Annotated in this window: 20 protein-coding genes; 3 read left to right on the forward strand and 17 right to left on the reverse strand. The window is 29.5% G+C overall.

Annotated elements, in window-relative coordinates; translation table 11 throughout:
* Nucleotides 1–274 precede the first annotated feature (274 nt).
* The 3 genes from pduL to KQI18_RS03175 all read right to left on the reverse strand — a co-directional run bounded on the left by pduL (nt 275) and on the right by KQI18_RS03175 (nt 3,495).
* Entirely contained in the window at nt 275–844 is a 570-nt protein-coding gene (gene pduL / locus KQI18_RS03165; RefSeq protein WP_216466187.1) for a phosphate propanoyltransferase, read from the reverse strand.
* Between the two features lie 392 nt (nt 845–1,236).
* Nucleotides 1,237–2,991, reverse strand: coding sequence for a GAF domain-containing SpoIIE family protein phosphatase (locus tag KQI18_RS03170; protein ID WP_216466188.1), 1,755 nt, complete (start codon nt 2,989–2,991; stop codon nt 1,237–1,239).
* Between the two features lie 42 nt (nt 2,992–3,033).
* Nucleotides 3,034–3,495, reverse strand: a complete 462-nt coding sequence (locus tag KQI18_RS03175) for a hypothetical protein (RefSeq protein ID WP_216466189.1) — start codon at nt 3,493–3,495, stop codon at nt 3,034–3,036.
* A gap of 162 nt (nt 3,496–3,657) precedes the next feature.
* Here KQI18_RS03175 and KQI18_RS03180 point away from each other — a divergent pair, with 162 nt between their 5' ends.
* A complete protein-coding gene (locus KQI18_RS03180) occupies nt 3,658–4,122 on the forward strand; it encodes a hypothetical protein (RefSeq protein ID WP_216466190.1) in 465 nt (154 codons plus the stop codon).
* A 207-nt stretch (nt 4,123–4,329) separates the two neighbouring features.
* On the opposite strand, the gene KQI18_RS03185 is transcribed toward KQI18_RS03180, so the two are convergent.
* The 8 genes from KQI18_RS03185 to KQI18_RS03220 form a co-directional block, all read right to left on the reverse strand.
* Nucleotides 4,330–4,860 carry a GNAT family N-acetyltransferase gene (locus KQI18_RS03185; protein ID WP_216466191.1) on the reverse strand — a complete coding sequence of 177 codons (531 nt, stop codon included), beginning with the start codon at nt 4,858–4,860 and terminating at the stop codon, nt 4,330–4,332.
* 123 nt (nt 4,861–4,983) lie between these two features.
* Nucleotides 4,984–6,339 carry a serine hydrolase domain-containing protein gene (locus KQI18_RS03190; protein ID WP_216466192.1) on the reverse strand — a complete coding sequence of 452 codons (1,356 nt, stop codon included), beginning with the start codon at nt 6,337–6,339 and terminating at the stop codon, nt 4,984–4,986.
* A gap of 2 nt (nt 6,340–6,341) precedes the next feature.
* Nucleotides 6,342–6,815 (reverse strand): MarR family winged helix-turn-helix transcriptional regulator, encoded by a 474-nt coding sequence (locus KQI18_RS03195; protein WP_216466193.1) that lies wholly within the window; start codon nt 6,813–6,815, stop codon nt 6,342–6,344.
* A gap of 280 nt (nt 6,816–7,095) precedes the next feature.
* On the reverse strand, nt 7,096–7,956 hold the full coding sequence (locus tag KQI18_RS03200; protein ID WP_216466194.1) for a uroporphyrinogen decarboxylase family protein: 861 nt from the start codon (nt 7,954–7,956) through the stop codon (nt 7,096–7,098).
* Nucleotides 7,957–8,085: 129 nt separating this feature from the next.
* Entirely contained in the window at nt 8,086–8,736 is a 651-nt protein-coding gene (locus KQI18_RS03205) for a corrinoid protein (protein WP_216466195.1), read from the reverse strand.
* A gap of 17 nt (nt 8,737–8,753) precedes the next feature.
* Nucleotides 8,754–9,659: a CobW family GTP-binding protein gene (locus tag KQI18_RS03210; RefSeq protein WP_216466196.1), complete on the reverse strand. Its 906-nt coding sequence runs from the start codon at nt 9,657–9,659 to the stop codon at nt 8,754–8,756.
* A 31-nt stretch (nt 9,660–9,690) separates the two neighbouring features.
* Nucleotides 9,691–10,812, reverse strand: a complete 1,122-nt coding sequence (locus KQI18_RS03215; protein WP_216466197.1) for a uroporphyrinogen decarboxylase family protein — start codon at nt 10,810–10,812, stop codon at nt 9,691–9,693.
* Between the two features lie 192 nt (nt 10,813–11,004).
* Entirely contained in the window at nt 11,005–12,123 is a 1,119-nt protein-coding gene (locus tag KQI18_RS03220; RefSeq protein ID WP_216466198.1) for a uroporphyrinogen decarboxylase family protein, read from the reverse strand.
* Between the two features lie 407 nt (nt 12,124–12,530).
* Here KQI18_RS03220 and KQI18_RS03225 point away from each other — a divergent pair, with 407 nt between their 5' ends.
* Complete coding sequence (locus KQI18_RS03225) at nt 12,531–13,526, forward strand: SPL family radical SAM protein (protein WP_216466199.1); 996 nt, start codon at nt 12,531–12,533, stop codon at nt 13,524–13,526.
* Nucleotides 13,527–13,575: 49 nt separating this feature from the next.
* Here KQI18_RS03225 and KQI18_RS03230 read toward each other — a convergent pair whose 3' ends face one another.
* The 5 genes from KQI18_RS03230 to hpt form a co-directional block, all read right to left on the reverse strand.
* Nucleotides 13,576–13,746, reverse strand: coding sequence for a hypothetical protein (locus KQI18_RS03230; RefSeq protein ID WP_216466200.1), 171 nt, complete (start codon nt 13,744–13,746; stop codon nt 13,576–13,578).
* Nucleotides 13,747–14,017: 271 nt separating this feature from the next.
* Nucleotides 14,018–14,239: an alpha/beta-type small acid-soluble spore protein gene (locus KQI18_RS03235; protein ID WP_216466201.1), complete on the reverse strand. Its 222-nt coding sequence runs from the start codon at nt 14,237–14,239 to the stop codon at nt 14,018–14,020.
* A 178-nt stretch (nt 14,240–14,417) separates the two neighbouring features.
* Entirely contained in the window at nt 14,418–15,644 is a 1,227-nt protein-coding gene (locus KQI18_RS03240) for an NAD(P)/FAD-dependent oxidoreductase (protein WP_216466202.1), read from the reverse strand.
* Nucleotides 15,645–15,658: 14 nt separating this feature from the next.
* On the reverse strand, nt 15,659–16,603 hold the full coding sequence (locus KQI18_RS03245) for a phosphatase PAP2 family protein (RefSeq protein ID WP_216466203.1): 945 nt from the start codon (nt 16,601–16,603) through the stop codon (nt 15,659–15,661).
* Nucleotides 16,604–16,687: 84 nt separating this feature from the next.
* A complete protein-coding gene (gene hpt, locus KQI18_RS03250; protein WP_216466204.1) occupies nt 16,688–17,212 on the reverse strand; it encodes a hypoxanthine phosphoribosyltransferase in 525 nt (174 codons plus the stop codon).
* A gap of 175 nt (nt 17,213–17,387) precedes the next feature.
* Between hpt and KQI18_RS03255 the strand changes: the two genes are divergently transcribed.
* Entirely contained in the window at nt 17,388–18,476 is a 1,089-nt protein-coding gene (locus tag KQI18_RS03255) for a pyridoxal phosphate-dependent aminotransferase (RefSeq protein ID WP_216466205.1), read from the forward strand.
* A 218-nt stretch (nt 18,477–18,694) separates the two neighbouring features.
* Here the strand turns inward: KQI18_RS03255 and KQI18_RS03260 are convergent, their stop codons facing one another.
* Nucleotides 18,695–19,909, reverse strand: a complete 1,215-nt coding sequence (locus KQI18_RS03260; protein ID WP_216466206.1) for a dicarboxylate/amino acid:cation symporter — start codon at nt 19,907–19,909, stop codon at nt 18,695–18,697.
* Between the last annotated feature and the right edge of the window lie 35 nt (nt 19,910–19,944).

Below are 19,944 nucleotides of genomic sequence, written 5' to 3' on the forward strand. Positions count from 1 at the left end.
TTCGCTTATATCAAAAACTATCTACTAAAATCATCTAAAATAAAAAATATCATGTTAAGAATAAATATATAAATGCATAAAAAATATGCAATTAATCACCTTACTTTTATGATACTACAAATTAAATAAAATCCAATTAGTTTTTTTAAATACTTAAAATATTTGTATTAAATTTTTAAATTATTCAAAATAAATAATCGAATTCTCAATCTGCATTTATTATATCATAAACAAAATTAATTAGTTAAATTTTTACATAGCAAATTAAATTTAATTATTCAGCTATTAGTTCAACTAAATCCCCATTTCTAACAGCAGCAGCATTTCCTTCTTCAAGGTCAACGTGCATTTCTAAATTAAACTTATCGCTAACTCTAACCAATACATTTTCAAATACTAATGCTCTAGCCCCTAAAGTTTTTATTTTAACAATTTGTTTGTCCTTAACACCAAATTTATCTGCATCTGCAGTATTCATATGGATGTGTCTAGCCGCAACTATAACTCCTTCAGCTAAATCAACTTCACCAGCTGGTCCAACTAATTTCACACCTGGAGATCCTGCTATATCACCTGATTCTCTTACTGGAGCTTTTACTCCTAATGAAAATCCATCAGCTAAAGAAACTTCTAATTGAGTTTTTGGTCTTGATGGACCTAATACTCTAACCCCTTTTATAGTTCCTTTTGGACCTACTAAATCCACTTTCTCTTCACATGCATATTGCCCTGGTTGAGATAATGGTTTAAATTCTGTTAATTGGTGTCCTTTTCCAAATAATATATCTATGTCGTCTTGACTTAAATGAATGTGTCTGTTAGACAAAGCTATTGGTAAATTCATATAATACCTCCTATATAACTTAAATTGTTTTTAACTTACATTTAACCAACATACACTTCGATTATACATAAAGATTTATATAAAATCAATTTTATTATACGACTTAATGTATTTTTTGACAAGTTAATCTCTCAATTTTCTAACTTTTCTATAAATTCACGAAAGTTCTTATATAGCAAAGCATTGAAATATACTTATGTCTACAATTAATAACAAATTTCTTGTCAAAATTTGAATTAAAAGACAATTACATTCAATCTTTTGTTAGACTATTCCAACAATCGTTTTCCTTAGTTTTCCATTAATTATTTGTTAAATTTTCATAAAAAATACATCTAAACTGAAATATTTTTCCCAAATAGATGTATTTTAAACTAAAAATTTATTTTTTTCTATATATCTTTAAGCATAACTACTAATATGTCGTCTTCAAAATACTCCTTAGAAGAGAATTCTTGTAATTCGACTTTTAGATTCTCTACTATTTCTTCTTGATTAAATATATGGTTCTTCTTTAAAAATGCTTCTAATCTTTCTATTCCGTATTCTTCTTTTGATTCGTTTTTAATCTCCAAAACTCCATCTGTGTACATACATAGCATAGAATAATTGACTATGCTAAAAGTATTTTCTTCATATGAAGAATCTTGTATTATTCCAATTGGAATACCTTTATTGCAGTTTATATTTTTTACTACCTCACCTTTCGTCGTAACTATTATCGGTGAGTAATGGCCTGCATTAGATACTGTTATGATATTGTGCTCAGTATCTATTATACCTACTAAACATGTAGTAAACACACCCATCTTATCGAATTCATCGTATAGAATTTTGTTTAGATTAGTAAGTATCTCACTTGTAGATGTGTATTGGTAACATAATACTTTAAAAGCACCTTTTATCATAGCAACAACATAATTTGAAACAATACCATGACCCATAACATCAGCTACAATAAAAGCAACGTGTTTTTCATCTAAATCAATTGCATGGTAGAAATCTCCACCTACAACCTTCGCTGGTCTATGATAATAGTACAGTTCCTTTTGTGTGTTAAACTCCATCTTGCCCTTATCCATGATAAGTTGTTGCTGCTTATTTAATATATTTAACTCTTTTTCTAGAACTTTGTGTTTTACTTCTTGATCATTGTACTCATAAAGTTGCATTGCAACTGCAACCTGGCTAGCTAAAATTCTAAGTATATTCAAATCATCGTTAGTATAGTTTTTGCTATTTGCACACACAATACACCCGATTATCTTATCTTTATCTTGCAATTTATAGTATATATAACTATTAATTTTTACAACATTCTCACTTTTGATGTCATTAATGAAACCACCCAGCGACTCATTAGATAAAATTTTACTTTTTATAGGATAAAGGTTTGTTTTGTTTTCATCTTTATTGTAACAACTCATCATCTTTTGAATATTATCATGCTCATCGAGTATTATAAGCGACTCTCTACTATTTGTAATATTACATGCCTGCTTACTTAGATTGTCCAAAAATTCAGTTATACTCTTGTTTTGGTACAATTTTCTTGTAGCGTCATTAATGTAACTTATAGCTACTCTAAACTTATCAATTAAACTTTGAACATTGTTGTTTTTATTAGTTATTTCAATAGACAAACTAAGAAGAGAGGCTACAGAAGCTATAAAATCTATATCTTCATCCGTTAAATAATCATCTCTAGTTAAGAAACAAGTCATAAACCCTACAACTTTACCATCAATCATAAGAGGAAATACTATTCTTCCTAAATAACCTTCATTTTTAGCTACTTCTCTTTCATTGACAGCCCTATCGTCTTCAAATATGTTTTTTACGTGAACAATTTTCTTCTGCTCAACAGCATCGTGAATATACTGCGAATAAGTGTTAAAATCTATTTTCGCACCTTTTCTATCACTCGCAGGAAATATACTCGGTACATATTCAAGTGTACTGGAACAAACTAAATATGCATTATTATGATCATTTTCGTAGAATAAATTGACACAAGCTTTTGCTGGATGTACAACTTCAAGCATTTTTGCTACTATCTTATCCTTTATACTATAAAAGTCTGTTGATTCTGTTACCATAGCTGTTATTTCTACTAAATTCTTCATTCTATAACTTTGATTGTTCATTGAAACTCCCCCAAAAAGACATTTAAACTACATACAAGTATTTTAACATATATTTTTGAGTGTAAACATAAAAACTATAACAAAACTGCACACTATAAATATGTTAAACCCTGCTAGAAATCCTATCACAAGCAGTGTTATCAGTGCATTTATGCCTAATCTACCCCTTTCTTTTATATTAGCAATTTTTGATACTTCAATATTATTTTTGATATTTGCAATGTACACTTTTATCTCTTCTTCTAATTTCATTTTGTAGATAGTGTATAGGATGCCCACTAATACAACTCCAATTGCAAGCATTTTATTGATACTGTAAGTCAATAAAAATATTAAAACACCAAGTCCAAATTTTATTGCTTTAAAGAATACACTGTCTATTTTTAATGTTATGTTTCTAATTTCTTTGCATTCATCCCTTACTTCGTAACCGTTTGAATTCATATTTCTCATATTTGTTTTTACTATTTCTGAATAAAAAAGTTTTATTAATCCGTTAATCATACAATCACCTCTAAAATTTTACAAAATGTTTACTTGTTTTGTCATATTATTCCAAATATTGGTTATAATATAAGTAGACAACAATTCTATTCTCTCAATTATGGTCAAAATATCGATAAATAATACAATTTAAATTTATTAAATTAGAAGGAAGTGTTTTATATGCAAATTAAGGATTTTGATCTAGAAACCCGAAACAAAATATACTGCGAAACTAAAAAGGTGCTTAGAAAGTATCAAAAAGGAATTAGTTCAGGAAAAATTACAGCCGAAAAGTTTATTGACAGCATATTAAAAGAAGGATCAACTTCGAATGTCGTCAACGAAAGTCTTTTGTCAAATCAAAATTTTAAACATTCTTATGCCGATTATATAAATATACTTATTGACAAACAAAACATTAACATGGCTAACCACAAAAAAAGTATTCAAAGTAAAACTGAAAGATCAAATGATATTAAAAAACGTGTTGAATTTAAGAACTTACTCAACTCAAGTGGGTATAGGTTAAATATTCCAGATGAGTATTTAACATCAAACGATATAGATTGTTTATCAAAATTTATTCTTACTGGATCTATAGATCTTGGAAATGAAAGATTCTATAACTATGTTTACAAACTATAAAGTTAATATAAACTTCTATAATATGATTAAAAAAGTATCCCATATATAAATATGGTATGTAATATACTTAACAGATTACACTACTAATTAGTTGTTTAATTTGTTAAGTATATTACACACCATTTCATTTTTATTTTACTATACAGTTAGACCTTATCCATAATTATATCCAGTTTAGTTTTACCAAAATAATTGAACAACAGCAATTTATAAATTTAAAATATCTCTTTTCCACTCTTCTTCTAAAATAGCATAATAATACTCATCCCACCATTCATTTGCCTTAGGAATGCACTTTTTAAAATATCCTTCCTTCCTCATCCCTATATTCTCCATAACTCGATATGACGGGATATTCTCTGGTTGACACGTTGCTATAATCCTATGCAATTTCATTTTTTCAAAACCAAATTTTAATATTGCTTGTGCAGCTTCGGAAGCATATCCTCTATTGTAATATTTGGGGTTAAATACCCACCCAATTTCATAAGTGTGTTCTCCAAAATACTTTAAAAAAAGAATGTGCCCAATAACAAAATTCTCCTCTACTAAAACAACAGCAAAATTCTCAGCGGTATTACCAATGTTTTTATTTATAAAGTCTTTTGCTTTTTCTTCAGTAAATACACCTTCTGGTATATAATTCATCACATTAATATCAGAAGTGTATTCATAGACAGCTTGCCAATCTTTGAATTCAAATTTTCGTATCAATAACCTTTTAGTTTTTATGTACATTACATACCCCCCATATAAAAAATGCTATTTTATTTATCGATATCCCATTAAAATAAATTTTGATTTCCTTTTCGACCAGTCATCCCAATGTAATCTTTATATTTAACGCCATTTTCTAATTACTTATTGACGTTCTGCTGTTTGTACATCGTTTCCATCGATAATCTTTAGAAAATCTTTACATCCCTCTTTTATAAAATCAACATCTATTGATAGTCCTCTTATGAAGAAATTTTTTTCTGATTTAGCGTGCAACTTGAGTTTCATAGAACCAGGCATCTTGATAAATAGTCTGTCGTTTTCTAATGAAACATTAATGATTAAATCTGGATGTTCTATTAAGGCATAATTACCGACGTGACGTTTTAAAATATCCTCTTGTAAGATTAGAGAACGTTCTAATCTAGGCTTTTCCTTAGCAATTTCATAAGGAAGACCAAAAGCAGCTTGCTCAATCGCATATAAAATATGTTGTTCAAAATCGAAATCTTGCTCCTTGTTTCTTAGCACAATTATAACAACATCCTGATCTATGAAGCGTTTAAGGATAGTTGCATATCCTGGCCAACCTCCACTATGCCATATAATCTGACCTTTGTCTTTATCATCCTCGATAATCCATCCAAATCCATATTTAAATGGTGTATCTATTTTTGTTTTTGCTGGTGTATATGCTTCTCTTAGTAATTCGTTATTGATGAAATCACCCCTGCTTAGTGCACGCTCAAACAGGTATAGATCACCAACAGTTGATTGTACCCCACCGTCACCAAGCATTCCATCTAAATAAGTAACCATTTTCGTATCCTCAAAATCATCTGCCAATACATACTTACCTTTATAAACGTCGTTCACATAACCGTATGCATAATCGTCAATCTCTATATTTTCTTTTCTAATGCCAATAGCTTTTGTATGAGTCATTTTAAGTGGCTTAAAAATATTATATTTTAAAAAGTCAGCAAAATTCATATGTGTTATTCGTTCTACAATGAGCGCAAGTAAAATATAGCCAGTATTGCTATATTCAACTCGCTCATTTGGTACAAATAGACGCTCAGGTTTGTATTTAGTTAAATACGTGAGTAGGTCATCATTGTCAGCGATCTTTGTTTTATCCCAGTAATTCTCAAATAAATCTAAATAATCAGGGAGTCCGCTCGTGTGGTTTAGTAAATGTCTAATAGTAATGCCCTCATATGGAAGATCCGGCAACCATTTATTTAGATACTCATCAAGATTTAGCTTACCATCTTGAACGAGTAGTAAAATTGCAGTCGCTGTTATTGGCTTTGAAACAGATGCTAGATTGAATACAGATTGTGATGTTAATGGACGATTAGTTGACATGTCAGCATCACCAAAAGCAACATCGTATAAAACTTCGCCTTTTTTGGCCACAAGAGCTGTACCATTTAATAATTGTTTTTCTTTAATATACTTAAATAAATTTTCTAAGTTAGCTTTTATGTCTGTCATAATTATTTTCCCTCCATCCCTGTTTGCACATTTTTTTCTACTATCTTATTTAGCTTTGTAAGAATTTTTTTAAGCTCTTCCATTTCACTCAATTCCATTTGAGAGTAAAAACGATTGATAATTTCGCGATTTATTACTTCTTCATTTTCAAAATACTTTTTTCCTTTGTCTGCTAGATGCACAAGTATTTCACGTCTATTTTTTGGATTAATTGACCTCATTAAATAATTTTTATCTTCAAGCTTATTAACAATCTGTCCAACAGCACTCGATGTTATTTTCATTAGTCGAGCAATTTCTCCAACGGATATATCTTCATGACCTTTAACAATATCCATTAGAATCGTTTGATTATCAGATAGATCATCTTCGAGTAAAGATTGATATTCATTAATGATAATTCCATTCATTCTATAATGCAGCTCGTTAATTTCTGTTACTAGTTTAAATAATTTATCTTCATTATCATTTTTCATGTGTTAATACCTCCCGAATTATAAATACAACTTTATTATAAAGCTAACTTTAATGTAAAGCAAGGTTTTAAATTTAATAATACAAAATAAATAAGGTAAATGATTGAAATTTCAATTATTTACCTTAAATACTATTATTTTGATTTTGATAAATATATTTTATTATTTTAAATATATTATCTAGTTTTTTATGCTAAACCATTTTATAAAGCCTATTGTTTAAGGAACATATACTTTCTAACTTTAGAATTTTTATTTATTAATAGAGATACATAAAATTTTACATCAATTCACAACAAACCAAATTGTTATTATTTTTTTCTCTTTTAATACACCAATGTCCAATAAACTTAGCGTTTTTATTATCAATTTTATAGTTTTCAATAGTTTCTCCATAACTATTACCGTGAGATTTTACCTTTTTGCTGTTAATAAATCCAACCTCTTCTAGTGAAGTAGATGTTTTTCCACAGATATGAACTACAGAATTATCTAGTATAGATTCTACTCTTTTAAGAACTCTTAGTGTAGATGCTCCTGATAACTCTTCATACACCTTTGGCCCTACAATATCTAAAGTTCCAGCTGGATCAGCAAACGAAATAATATCAGCCCCTGCGTTTACACCTTTAGTTATATACTCTACCAAGCTGTCCTCAATTATGCCTAAAAGTCTATTTACAGCTTCTCTGTCTTTTCTAATTAATCTATAAAAAAGCCTGCTCTCAACTATAGATGTAGCTATTGTGATCGGACCAGTGACATTTAAACAGACTTTTTCACCATCCAATTTAAGCAAATTTATAGCTTCAAGTATTTCATGTATTCTACCAGTACTAAAGTCTATTGGCTTTATATTTTCTAAATAAACCTTATCATTAACCAATGATGTATTTATTCTATTCCCAGCTTTAGAATCAAAAACAACTGTACTTCCAAAAGCATCTGCTTCAGCAGTATGACAAAACGGAACTACACAATACAAAATCCCCATGTCCTTTTTTAATTCTGTAGACAATGCGGACATCTTTTTTGAGTCTTTATTTGCATCTTCAAAGCTCACTTCTAAATTCTCTAGTATTTTATCAGAAACAGTTGTGTTATCACTACCAATACATTTAAAAATATTTTTTCCAGACATACAATCACCTTTCAATACATTTATCTATCTAAAAATTTAACTACGCAATAATTTTCTCTTGAAATTCTGGCTTAAGGGTTAATTATAATACCATAAGTAACTCATTAATGTTAATCATAAATCTTAATTTTAGACCATAACTGAAACTAATTCTTTTATTTTCTTGACTGCTTTATTAGCATCTTCTGTATATGCATCAGCTCCTATTGAATCCGCAAATTTCTGAGTTATTGGTCCTCCGCCAACCATTACTTTATATTTATCCCTTAATTTTCTCTCTTCAAGCATTTTTATTAATCTCTCCATACCTGACATTGTAGTAGTCATCAAAGTAGACATGCATATAAAATCTGCTTTAACTTCCTCGGCAACATCTATAAACTTATGTAACGGAACATCTTTTCCTAGATCGTAAGTTTCAATATTTGAAGCTTCACTCATAATTTTAACCAAATTTTTGCCTATATCATGTGTATCTCCCTCAACTACTCCAAGCACAACTTTTATTGGATCATCGGTATGATCAGTTTTGATATGAGGTTTTAGTATATCTAGACCTATATTAAGTGTGTCAGAACATATCATTACTTCTGGTAAAAAATACTCTTCTTCTTCATAAAGTTCTCCAACTTTATTCATCCCTACTAACAATCCTTCAGTTATAGTCTCTTCCGCTGAAATTGATAATTTTAAAGATTCATTGCAAAGTTCCTCTACCCCATCATCGTCCATATCTACTAATGCTTCACTAATATCTCGAAATAATTTATCGATGTTCATATTTTCTCTCCTTTAAATTATAATAGTAATTTAAAAATATTATCTTCGTCTAGATTTCTACCTATTATACACACTCTATCCGAATTGTTAAACTCATTTTTTGATATAGTAAATCTTCCATTTACAAAACTAAATTCAAGTGATCCGTCATCGCCATTTATAAATCCTTTTGATCTAATAACGATTCCGTATTTATCTTTTGTAATCTCTTTCATCATATTTTCTAATTCATTTTTTCTAAACTTCTTAGGCGATTTTATACTTATACTTTGAATCCCATCGCTTATTTCACTTGTACTCTCTATATAGCTTGTACTATTTTTTTCAAGGTCAAATTGCATGTTTATGAGTGAATTATAATCAAAATCATCAAAATCATCCCAATCACACGAAATAATTTCTGCTTCTTTATTTAACTCTCTTACTGAATCTACAATTTTATGCAGATTGTCTACTTCCATCATCTGAACCTTACTAAAAACTAAAGTACCTGCATTGCCTATCTGATCCGTAAAAAATCCACCAAAATTATCTAGTTGTTCAAAGTAGTCGAGTGTATCTACAATAGTAATTGGAGATATAACTAAGCACCTATCTCTAATTTTTTTTATTTTAAGTATACTTAAAACATGGCTTAGCATACCTATCCCTGTAGGCTCTATAATTATATGTTCAGGGCTGTAATCTTTTAATATAGATAGTATTGCTTCCTCAAAATCCGTCTTCATAGAGCAGCATATACACCCTTGGGCTAATTCAATTACATCGTAATTTTCTCGACCTATAACTTCTCCATCTATACCAACTTCACCAAATTCATTTTCTATTATTACCTTTTTCCCATCTAGTTTTTTGATTAATTTTTTTATCAGCGTAGTCTTTCCTGACCCCAAAAATCCCGAAACTATGTGTATCTTTGTCATCTATTTACATCTCCAAAATTAATTCTTATTTTTATAGGTTTGCTTCAACTAAACCTTGACACAATTTACCGATTTGAGCACCTCGACCATATTTTCTGCCTGCATAAATAAAAGCAAGTATATTTTCCCTTGGTGTTCCTAAAGGAACTTGGCAACCTGAATATAACATATATCCTTTAGGACTATCACTTCCTTTTATAAGACATTCTTTAACTGAATTTATAACATCATCTATAGTCCCGTACTTCATTACTTCCACTGGAGGTACATTTCCAGAAATTGCAACTATATCTCCAACTTCTATTTTAGCTTCTTCTAAATCTTCTATATTATCAATACTCCACATCGATACACCTAATTCTGCTACATGTTTCCAAATACCTTTAGATCTTCCGCATATATGTATTGAAGGCGACTTACCAGTAATATTTTTTATGCCATCTACCAGATTCTTTAAATGTGGTTTAGAAAACTCTTCAAACTGCTTTACATTTATCAAGCTAAGCGATCCCACTGGATCGGCAATTGATACAGCTATAGGTCCGACCTCTGTGCAAACTGCTTCAACCCAAGCTAAAGATGATTTAACTCCTAAATCTAGTAGTTGGTGCAAATTTTCCTTATTTTTAATAACATCTCTAAGAACATTTTCTGGCTTTCTTATTGCCGCTGCCGTTGTAAATGGGCCTGCTACGCCAGTACTGATACTTTTATTAGGATAACGTTTTTTTAAAAATTTAATTTTATCAAGCAAATCAGGAAGTCTTCCATCTTTATAAGGATTTACAATATCAATGGTATCTAATTTTTCATAATCGTCCAATACAAATTCAGATATAAAATCCATACCCTCTTCGGGAAATTCAAGAGTAGAACCTAAGGCCTCGCCAATTGCTTTTAAACCTAAACTAATATCTATTCCACTAAATCCAAATTCTTTTTCTAACTTATCCATAACTTCACATTGTATATCTAAAGAATTCCTAAACTCTCCAATAGAATAACCATAAAGAGGAGCAGATACATCTGGACCTATTAACTTGTATGGAATTCTATCTACTACTTCACCTTTATAATACGCTGTCATACGTTCTGCATCTGTCATAGTATCTTTATAATTTTCTAAGTCGATCAAAAGTTCTTTATAATTCATAACCTTCCCCCTAATTATTTCTCCCAAGATTTTATAATTTCGTAGGTCTTTATAACTTGTACAACTTTTAGTATTATATATAAAACAGCGCAGTTAAACTATTTAATCGCTCATAGCTATAAGTCTACACTTACAGTTATGGCTATTCAAATCGAATGTGTCTATATATTTCATATCATACATTCGTATTTCCTATAAATATTCTAAAATTCCCCTGCAAAGCTTACCCATTTGTGCACCTCTTCCATATTTTCTAGCTGCATAGATATAAGCGTAAATATTTTCTTTAGGCGTTCCCATGGGAATCTCACAGCCTGACCATAGTATGTAGCCTTTGGGACTATCACTACCTTTTTTAATACATTCTTTTACTGATTCTATTACGTCATCTATGTCTCCATACTTCATAATTTCAACTGGAGGTATATTTCCTGCAATTGCTACTTTGTCGCCAACTATTTCCTTAGCTTCCTCTATATCTTCACAGTTATCTATGCTCCAAGTCGATACCCCAAGATCAACAAGAGGCTTCCATATAGCTTTTGATTTTCCACATATATGTACGACTGGAGGTATTCCTGATATTTCTACTACTCCGTCAATTAAATTTTTTAAGTATGGGTTAGAAAACTCCTCAAACTGTTTTACATTTATTAGACTCATTGATCCAACAGGATCACACAATGTTACTTCAGCTGGTCCAAATTCTTTACACACTGCATCAACCCAAGCTAATGTTGATTTTACGCTATAATCTAAAAGTTGATGTAATCTATCCTTGTTTTTAATAATATCTCTAAGCACAAGCTCTGGCTTTCTAATTGCGCTTGCTGTTGTGAGAGGTCCAGCTATTTCGATCGTTACATCATTATTCGGAAATCTCTCTTTCATGTGCCTAACTCTTTTTAGTATACTCGGCAAACTCCCGTCCTTATATGGATCAACTATCTCCATTGAATCTAATTTTTCGTAACTATCCAGCACATACTCTTTTATGAAATCTATTCCTTCTTCTGGATATTCTAAAATTGACCCAGCTGCTTCTCCAATAGCTTTTAAACCTAGGTTAGCAGGTATTGTTTTGAATCCAAATTCTTCGCCTAATTTTTCCAATACTTCACATTGCACGTCTATAGATCTTCTAAATTCTCCAACTGTATAACCGTAAAGAGGAGCTGAATTTTCGAGTTCCATTAAGTTATATGGAATTCTATCGACTTCCTCTCCACTAAAATAAGCTGTCATCCGTTTTTCATCTGTCATTGTATCCTTGTAATTTTCCATATCCTCTAAAAGCTCTGCGTAATTCATTTTTTCCCCCCAGAAAATTTTATAGTTTGATAATATTTAAATTACACTTAAGAATAATTAACTGTGAAATTTTAAATACTATTAATTCCAGTCTACACTGACGATTTGTCGTTATCAAATCGATTCTATCTATAGTTTTAAATTCTAACATTTGAGTAATCTATTGTTTAACTTTTGTTTAATAAATTCGTTTTCAAAACCTCAAATTATTATTATTTTATATATAAAATAATATACAGTAATTGTATTTTGGGGATATATGAATAAATTGTATATTTTGAAGAAATTATATTAATGAAGGAGATATCTGTCTATGTTACTATAACAGGAGTTTGATAAAATATTTTTATAAATAATATTTATGGGGATAAAAGTGGATAATAGTTTATAAAAAAGGAGTCTTTTATTTGAAACCTAAGAAAATATACTACGAAACAATTGCATTAGAGCATGATCTCGGTAAGAGATTAAAAGAAAAATACACGGATGTAGAGTGGATACCCATAAAAAATCACAATAATATAGAAGTTCTTAGAAACAAAGGTAATGAAGATTTTGTTGAATTAAAAAAATATTTAATAATTGGAACTAGAAAAACACATAAATATGTAGAAAACCATAAAGTATCTGATTATTTAGTTCCTTTCACCTCATCAGGATGTAGTGCAATGTGTCTTTACTGTTACCTAGTTTGCAACTACAATAAATGCTCATACTTAAGAGTCTACACAAACATAGATGATATACTTGGTAAGTTAATTAAAAAATCAAATAAAATGGAAAAAGAATGCACTTATGAAATAGGTAGTAATAGCGATTTAATACTAGAAAATACTGTTACTGGTAATCTACCTAGAGTTATTGAAGAGTTTGCAGATGCTGGTCATGGTTATATAACCTTCCCAACAAAATTTTCTATGGTAGAAAATCTATTAGATCTCGACCATAAAGGTAAAACTATCTTTAGAATGAGCATAAATCCTCAAGAGATTATATCCAATGTTGAAATCGGTACATCCTCTTTAGAAAGTAGAATTGAGGCCTTAAACAAAATGTGTGATGCAGGATATAAAGTAGGTATTTTAATTGCTCCTGTTATCTTAATAGAAAATTGGGAGAAAATTTACATTGAAATGCTCGATAATTTAAATGAAAAATTATCTAAAAAAGCTAGATCAGAAATTTTTATAGAAGTTATATTCATGACTTATAGTTATATTCACAAAGCGATAAATGAACAAGCTTTTCCAAATGCTATGAAAATTTACAATAAAGAAATGATGACTGGAAGAGGTAGAGGTAAATACTGTTATAAAAAAGAGTATAGAGATTATGCTGAAGAAGTATTTAGAAAGGAAATAAAAAAGAGATTCAACTGTACAGAAATCGTATATATAGTTTAAATATAAAAAAATACCGGTTTACATTATTTTGTATACCGGTATTTTTATTTTATCCAAGAGCTTTTTCTAGTTTTGATAAATATTGAATAGGATAGTATCTAAGTAATTCTTTAAATTGTTCAACAGTCAAACCTTCAGTAGTTGTGTAAATTTTTATTTTTTCGTCAAGATCAGCGTTTATAAATTTAGTTTTTATTTCTTCAAAGTTTATAGTTGCCATTAATTTCACTCCTTTTGTACTTATTCTCTTGTTATTAGTCTATCCTCAAATATAATTATTATTACATTTTTTTTAAAACTACATGAGAATAATATATAACAATGAAGTATTTAATTAGTAATTTATAAATATAAAAAAATCTATTATATTTTAAAAAAGTTTATTTAAAATATCAATAAAAAGAGCTATCTCGATTTTGAAGATATAATCTCCTAAATTGAGATAGCTCTAGCTACACATGCTACTAATTGTAGCTATTTAATATTTCAGACTATTGTTGTTTACCAGCCATTTGTTGCTCAGCCATTTCAACTAGTCTTTTTGTCATGTAACCACCTACATAACCATTGTCTCTAGATGTTAAATTTCCTTTGTCCATAGCTTGGTAGTTGTTCATTCCTAACTCGTTAGCTATTTCCATTTTCATTTGGTTTAAAGCTTGTTTAGCTCCTGGAACTACTACTTTGTTTGAACTATTGTTGTTACTTGCCATAATGATTACCTTCCTTCTGTTGTTTATTTGTGTTGCTGATTATATTATGTGAAGATAATCATTTTTAATTCAGGTAATTTTTGTTAATATTTTTAAATTTCTTTTTAAATTAAACAACATTTTTTGTTTTTAATTTTATATTGATATCTTAAATATATAAAGATAGTTATTTATATGCTTAGCAATTTAAGCCTGCTAAATATCCTGTTGAAAATGCTATTTGTAAATTAAACCCTCCAGTATAACCATCTACATCAATTACTTCTCCAGCAAAAAATAATCCTCTTATCAATTTCGACTCCATTGTACTCGCATTAATTTCATTTACTTTTATACCACCAGAAGTTACTATAGCTTCTTCAATAGGTCTATATCTTTTTACTGTAAATTTGAGATTTTTAAGTAATTCAACTAATTTTTTTCGTTCCTCACGTGATACTTGATGTACTGGCTTAGATGGTTCTATTTCACTAAGCTCAATTATTATTGGTATAAGTTTCTTTGGTAGCAAATCATCAAGAGAGTTTTCAAATCTTTTATTATTATATTTTTTGAAATCTTTTTGAATTCTATTGTCTAGTTTATTTTCATCTAAAGCAGGTTTTAAATCTATTGAAATTATATAATTTTCTTTAGTAGTTTCCTTCATTCTTGAACTAGCAGATTTTATTATGGCCCCGTCTAAACCATATTTAGTAAATTCCATCTCACCGAAATCAGAATATATTTTTTTATTTTTACTATTATAAACATCTACACTCACATTTTTTAACATAAGCTTATCAAGCGAATCTACAAACTTTTCTTGAACTTCTATTCCTATAAGAGACGGTTTTGTATCAATAATAGTATGTCCTTGAGATTTTGCAAACTTATATCCATCTCCTGTAGATCCTGTTAAGGGATAGCTAATGCCACCAGTCGCAACAATCACAGCATCACATTTTATCTCTTTACTGTTGTCTAGTATTACTTTTTCAATTTTATCACCATCTGAAACGATTTTTTGGACTTTTGCATTGAGCATAACTTCTACATTACTTTTTTTAAGTTTCCTTTCGAGACATTTAACTACATCGACTGCTTTATCGCTCTGTGGAAATATTCTCTTCCCTCTTTCAACTTTTGTAGCTACTCCACCTTCATTAAACATTTTAACAACATCGTAATTTGTAAATGTGTAAAATGCACTGTATAAAAACTTTCCATTTGTAGGAATATTTTCGATAAAATCTTCCATATCGCTATCATTGGTGATATTGCATCTTCCTTTTCCTGTTATCAAAAGCTTTCTTCCAAGCTTGTGATTTTTTTCTATCAATATTACATTTTCTCCTCTATCAGAAGCAGTACAAGCTGCAAGTATTCCAGCAGGACCACCGCCAATTACTATTATATTTTTCAAATAATCACTCTCTTCTATTCTAATTTAAAAATTTTGAAAAGTTTTGGTACTCCTGCTATAGCGTAAAATACTACCACTGTGTATCTAATATAGTCAAGAACCCAACTAAACCAATCTAATCCTAGATCTTCAGTAATAAATACTGTAGTAAGTTTTAATATAATATATAAAATCCCTAGTGTAAAAAGCCCTATTACTAGCCTCTTTATTTTTATACTAACCATCTCTTTTGGAGTTCTTTTTCCTAAAAACTTAGAATTTTTTCTAAAATTCATGCTATATTTTAATTTTTCGGTTAAGTCTGTACTAAAATTAATATACTTATTTTCTATAATATACCCAATTAAAAACCCAGTATATACTCCAAACAATTTTAAAAATTCGTGGCTCTGTATATATAATGCATATATTAAAAATATTATAAAGATAAAAATCATAGGTTTATAGCTTTTATATTCATAAGAATAATCAAAAATTTTTCCTAGTATAATTGTAAATACTAGGCCAAATATCCACCCAAATATTATATCAATAGGCCAATGTACTGCCAAATACAACCTTGAAATGCCTACTCCTAAAATAACGACAAAAGCAAGTATGTATAAAAATCTTTTTTTGAAACAAGTAGCTAAACTATACCAAAATGCCGTTGTCATATGGGTATGCATACTTGGAAATGAATAACCTCCAGCTGTCTCAACTCTCATAGATTTAAGTCCTTCACTCCCAATAGGTCTAGGAGCTTTAATGAACTCCTTTATACTAGAATTTAGGACTATATTTCCACATAATGAGAATAAAATTTTTTGACCAACTTTTTTATTTGCACACCAATATATATAAGCAGTTAAAAAAACAATTACAACTTCAGCGTTAACTGAAAACAGTAAAAATATCAAATTTAATATGTTTGATCTAATACTTTGAAAAAACAGTAGCATCTCTAATTGAATATCCATATTTATCTCCTATTTATCTAATCTAAAATTAAAAGCTTACCAATTAAGGTAAGCCTTCTTCTTTTAGTTTAAATTCTTTAAATCTTATACATCTTCAACTATAGCTATATGTGGTAAGTTTCTGTACTTCTCATCATAGTCTATTCCATAGCCAACTATAAATTTATCATCTATAACGAATCCTACATAATCTACATGTATATCAGCTGTACGTCTTTCTGGTTTATCTAAAAGTGTACATAACTTTAATGACTTAGGCTTTCTAGTCTCTAAAGTTGCAACTAAATTACTTAGCGTAAGTCCTGAATCTATTATATCTTCAACAACTAATACGTTTTTTCCTTCAATATCTACATCAAGATCTTTAAGTATTTTTACTGTACCTGATGTCGCAGTTCCTGCTCCATAGCTAGATACACTCATAAAGTCTATATTCACATCTAAATCAATACATCTGATTAAGTCAGCAACAAATACACTTGCACCTTTTAATATTCCAACTACAAGAACATCTTCACCTTTGTAGTCTTGTTCTATTTGTTTTGCAAGTTCGTACACTTTTGCTTTAATCTCTTCTTCTGATAGCATAACTCCTGTAATCTTATACATCTTTATCCTCCGTTTCAAAAATCAACTCATATAAAGTATAACATATGGTTTTATCAAATTGAATAATTTTCAGACATTTTGGCATTAATTTTATAGTATGATAAAAATTTGGAATAAACTATCATTTATATTATAATTACTATATTGAATACATAATTAAATTGGAGGATTTAAAATGAAAAATAACCATGGAGCAAACCTGTACGATCTATCTAGAAAATATGGATTCTCTAAAGAGGAGTTTATGGATTTTAGCTCTAATATCAATCCGTTTGGAGCATCCAAAAAAGCTAAAGATTTTATTATAAATAATATAGATATAGTATCTATGTATCCAGACCCTGAATACGTAAACTTAAAAAAATCTATATCTAACTATTGTAAATGCAAAGGTGAAAATATAATACTTGGTAGCGGCGCTACAGAATTGATTTCACAATATATAAAATTTGTAAGCCCTAAAAAATCGCTTCTTCTTTCTCCAGCTTATTCTGAATACGAAAAAGAGCTAAAATTAGTTGGATCAAAAATAGACAAGTACTTCAACAAATCTAAGGAAAATTTTAAAATAAATGTAGACAAGTTAATAGATCACATATCTAAAAACAATTACGATATAATAGTAATCTGTAATCCAAACAATCCAACTGGATTTGCTTTTACTAGATCTGAGCTTGAAAAGATACTTAAATCTACAGATACATTTGTGATGGTAGATGAAACCTATATTGAATTTACTGACACAGATATCTATTCAGCAACACAATTAGTTGATGAATATTTCAATCTTTTTGTTATTAGAGGTACATCAAAATTTTTCTCGACTCCAGGTATTAGACTTGGTTACGGATTAATTTCGAATAATGACATTAAGGATAAAATACAAAGTCAAATAGACCTGTGGAATGTAAATATTATAGCCTCAAATATGGGTGAAATTATGTTTTCGGACGAAAACTATATTAGAGAAACAGTAAATGCAATAGGTACTGAAAGAAGCTATCTAATAAACGAGCTAAGTAAATTAAATGAAATAACAGTATATGAAACAAAAGGAAACTTTATTCTTTGTAAAATAAACTCAAATCTTATGACAGCTGCTGAACTTAGGATGAAACTTATACCAAATAAGATAATAATAAGGGACTGTTCAACATTTGAAGGCTTGGGTGAATACTTCTTTAGGGTATGTATACTAAAGCATGAAGAGAACGAAATACTAATGAAATCTTTAAATGAAGTTTTTTTTAACTTGTCCAAATAAAGTATTTATTTAATACGAGTAAAAATTAAAATTAAGATTATAAATACAAAAAAAGTACCCGTACTGTATATTTAGTGACTCGATCATAAAATCGATTTCAATCTACTGTACGGGTACTTTTAATAAATATTAGAACTAAAACTTAAGATTAACTTATTTATTTTGATTTCTCTTGGGTATAATATATAAAATTTTAGATTTTACTATCCTAATAAAGATTAAGCTGTCTTTTCATTTTTATTGTTTCCCTTACCACTAAGCTTGTTGTTAATCTTATCAACTATTACAGCTATAGCATTGTCACCTGATATATTCGCAGCCGTACCAAAACTATCTTGAGTTAAGTAAAGTGCTATCATTAGACTTGCGAGTCCTCCATCTGAAGGTATCCCAACCATTGGTAAGAATGGAAGTGCACTCATTATAGCTCCTCCTGGCGCACCTGGTGCAGCAACCATAGCAACCCCTAGCATAGCTATATAAGGTAGTATAACGTTTACTCCATGAGGCATACCATTCATCATTAAAACGGCAACAGTAAAACATGTAATTGATATCATACTCCCAGCTAAGTGTATAGTTGCGCATAAAGGAACAACAAAATCTCTTATTTGTTTACTAACACCATTCTTTTCTGCACAAGTAACATTTACTGGAATAGTTGCAGCTGATGATTGAGTTCCTACAGCAGTTAAATATCCTGGTATCTGATTCTTCATAAGTTGGATAGGATTCTTCCCTCCATAAGCTCCTGCAACAAAAAACATACATGCGATGTATATTAGATGTAGTGGTATAACTATTAGATACACTTTCCAGAATATATTAAGTATGTTCCAAACTTGTCCTGCATAAGTTATGTTGGCAAAAGTACCAGCTATGTATAAAGGTAATAAAGGTATAATTACAGTAGACAAAGTTTTTGTTACTATTTCCTGGAAATCTTGGAAGAAATTAAACATAACCTCTCCTTTACCGTGATTTCTAAGAGCTGATATTCCAAGTCCCATCATAAATGCAAACACTATTGCTGCAGTTACATCTACCATAGGCTCAAGCGGAATAGAGAATATTGCTGATAACATTCCCGCTTCTGGATCACCTATTTGACTGGCAACGCTTGCATCAATAAAAGTTGGGAATATTAATGTTGCAACTGTTAAAGCTATAAGTCCTGCGATAATTGTAGATCCATAAGATATTGCAGTTGTTATTCCTAACAATTTTCCTGCTCCAGTAGCTAAATCTGCTATACCTGCTGTTACAAATCCTATAATTATAAATGGTATAACAAATTTTAAGAATGCAGAAAACAGATTACTAATTGTAATTAAAACTTGTACAAATCCTTTTGGCATAAAGCTACCAATGAGAATACCGGCTATAATACCTAGGATCAATTTAGGCACTAAACCTAATTTTTTCTTTTCCATAATTCTTTCCTCCCATGATTATTTTGCAAAGTTAA

The organism is Metaclostridioides mangenotii (assembly GCF_018917235.1).
Lineage (GTDB): Bacteria > Bacillota > Clostridia > Peptostreptococcales > Peptostreptococcaceae > Metaclostridioides.

Bases quoted from the DNA above. Each gene is read 5' to 3' on its own strand.
- pduL (WP_216466187.1), bottom strand. From the start codon at position 844: ATGAATTTACCAATAGCTTTGTCTAACAGACACATTCATTTAAGTCAA.
- KQI18_RS03170 (WP_216466188.1), bottom strand. From the start codon at position 2,991: ATGAACAATCAAAGTTATAGAATGAAGAATTTAGTAGAAATAACAGCT.
- KQI18_RS03175 (WP_216466189.1), bottom strand. From the start codon at position 3,495: ATGATTAACGGATTAATAAAACTTTTTTATTCAGAAATAGTAAAAACA.
- KQI18_RS03180 (WP_216466190.1), top strand. From the start codon at position 3,658: ATGCAAATTAAGGATTTTGATCTAGAAACCCGAAACAAAATATACTGC.
- KQI18_RS03185 (WP_216466191.1), bottom strand. From the start codon at position 4,860: ATGTACATAAAAACTAAAAGGTTATTGATACGAAAATTTGAATTCAAA.
- KQI18_RS03190 (WP_216466192.1), bottom strand. From the start codon at position 6,339: ATGACAGACATAAAAGCTAACTTAGAAAATTTATTTAAGTATATTAAA.
- KQI18_RS03195 (WP_216466193.1), bottom strand. From the start codon at position 6,815: ATGAAAAATGATAATGAAGATAAATTATTTAAACTAGTAACAGAAATT.
- KQI18_RS03200 (WP_216466194.1), bottom strand. From the start codon at position 7,956: ATGTCTGGAAAAAATATTTTTAAATGTATTGGTAGTGATAACACAACT.
- KQI18_RS03205 (WP_216466195.1), bottom strand. From the start codon at position 8,736: ATGAACATCGATAAATTATTTCGAGATATTAGTGAAGCATTAGTAGAT.
- KQI18_RS03210 (WP_216466196.1), bottom strand. From the start codon at position 9,659: ATGACAAAGATACACATAGTTTCGGGATTTTTGGGGTCAGGAAAGACT.
- KQI18_RS03215 (WP_216466197.1), bottom strand. From the start codon at position 10,812: ATGAATTATAAAGAACTTTTGATCGACTTAGAAAATTATAAAGATACT.
- KQI18_RS03220 (WP_216466198.1), bottom strand. From the start codon at position 12,123: ATGAATTACGCAGAGCTTTTAGAGGATATGGAAAATTACAAGGATACA.
- KQI18_RS03230 (WP_216466200.1), bottom strand. From the start codon at position 13,746: ATGGCAACTATAAACTTTGAAGAAATAAAAACTAAATTTATAAACGCT.
- KQI18_RS03235 (WP_216466201.1), bottom strand. From the start codon at position 14,239: ATGGCAAGTAACAACAATAGTTCAAACAAAGTAGTAGTTCCAGGAGCT.
- KQI18_RS03245 (WP_216466203.1), bottom strand. From the start codon at position 16,603: ATGGATATTCAATTAGAGATGCTACTGTTTTTTCAAAGTATTAGATCA.
- hpt (WP_216466204.1), bottom strand. From the start codon at position 17,212: ATGTATAAGATTACAGGAGTTATGCTATCAGAAGAAGAGATTAAAGCA.
- KQI18_RS03255 (WP_216466205.1), top strand. From the start codon at position 17,388: ATGAAAAATAACCATGGAGCAAACCTGTACGATCTATCTAGAAAATAT.
- KQI18_RS03260 (WP_216466206.1), bottom strand. From the start codon at position 19,909: ATGGAAAAGAAAAAATTAGGTTTAGTGCCTAAATTGATCCTAGGTATT.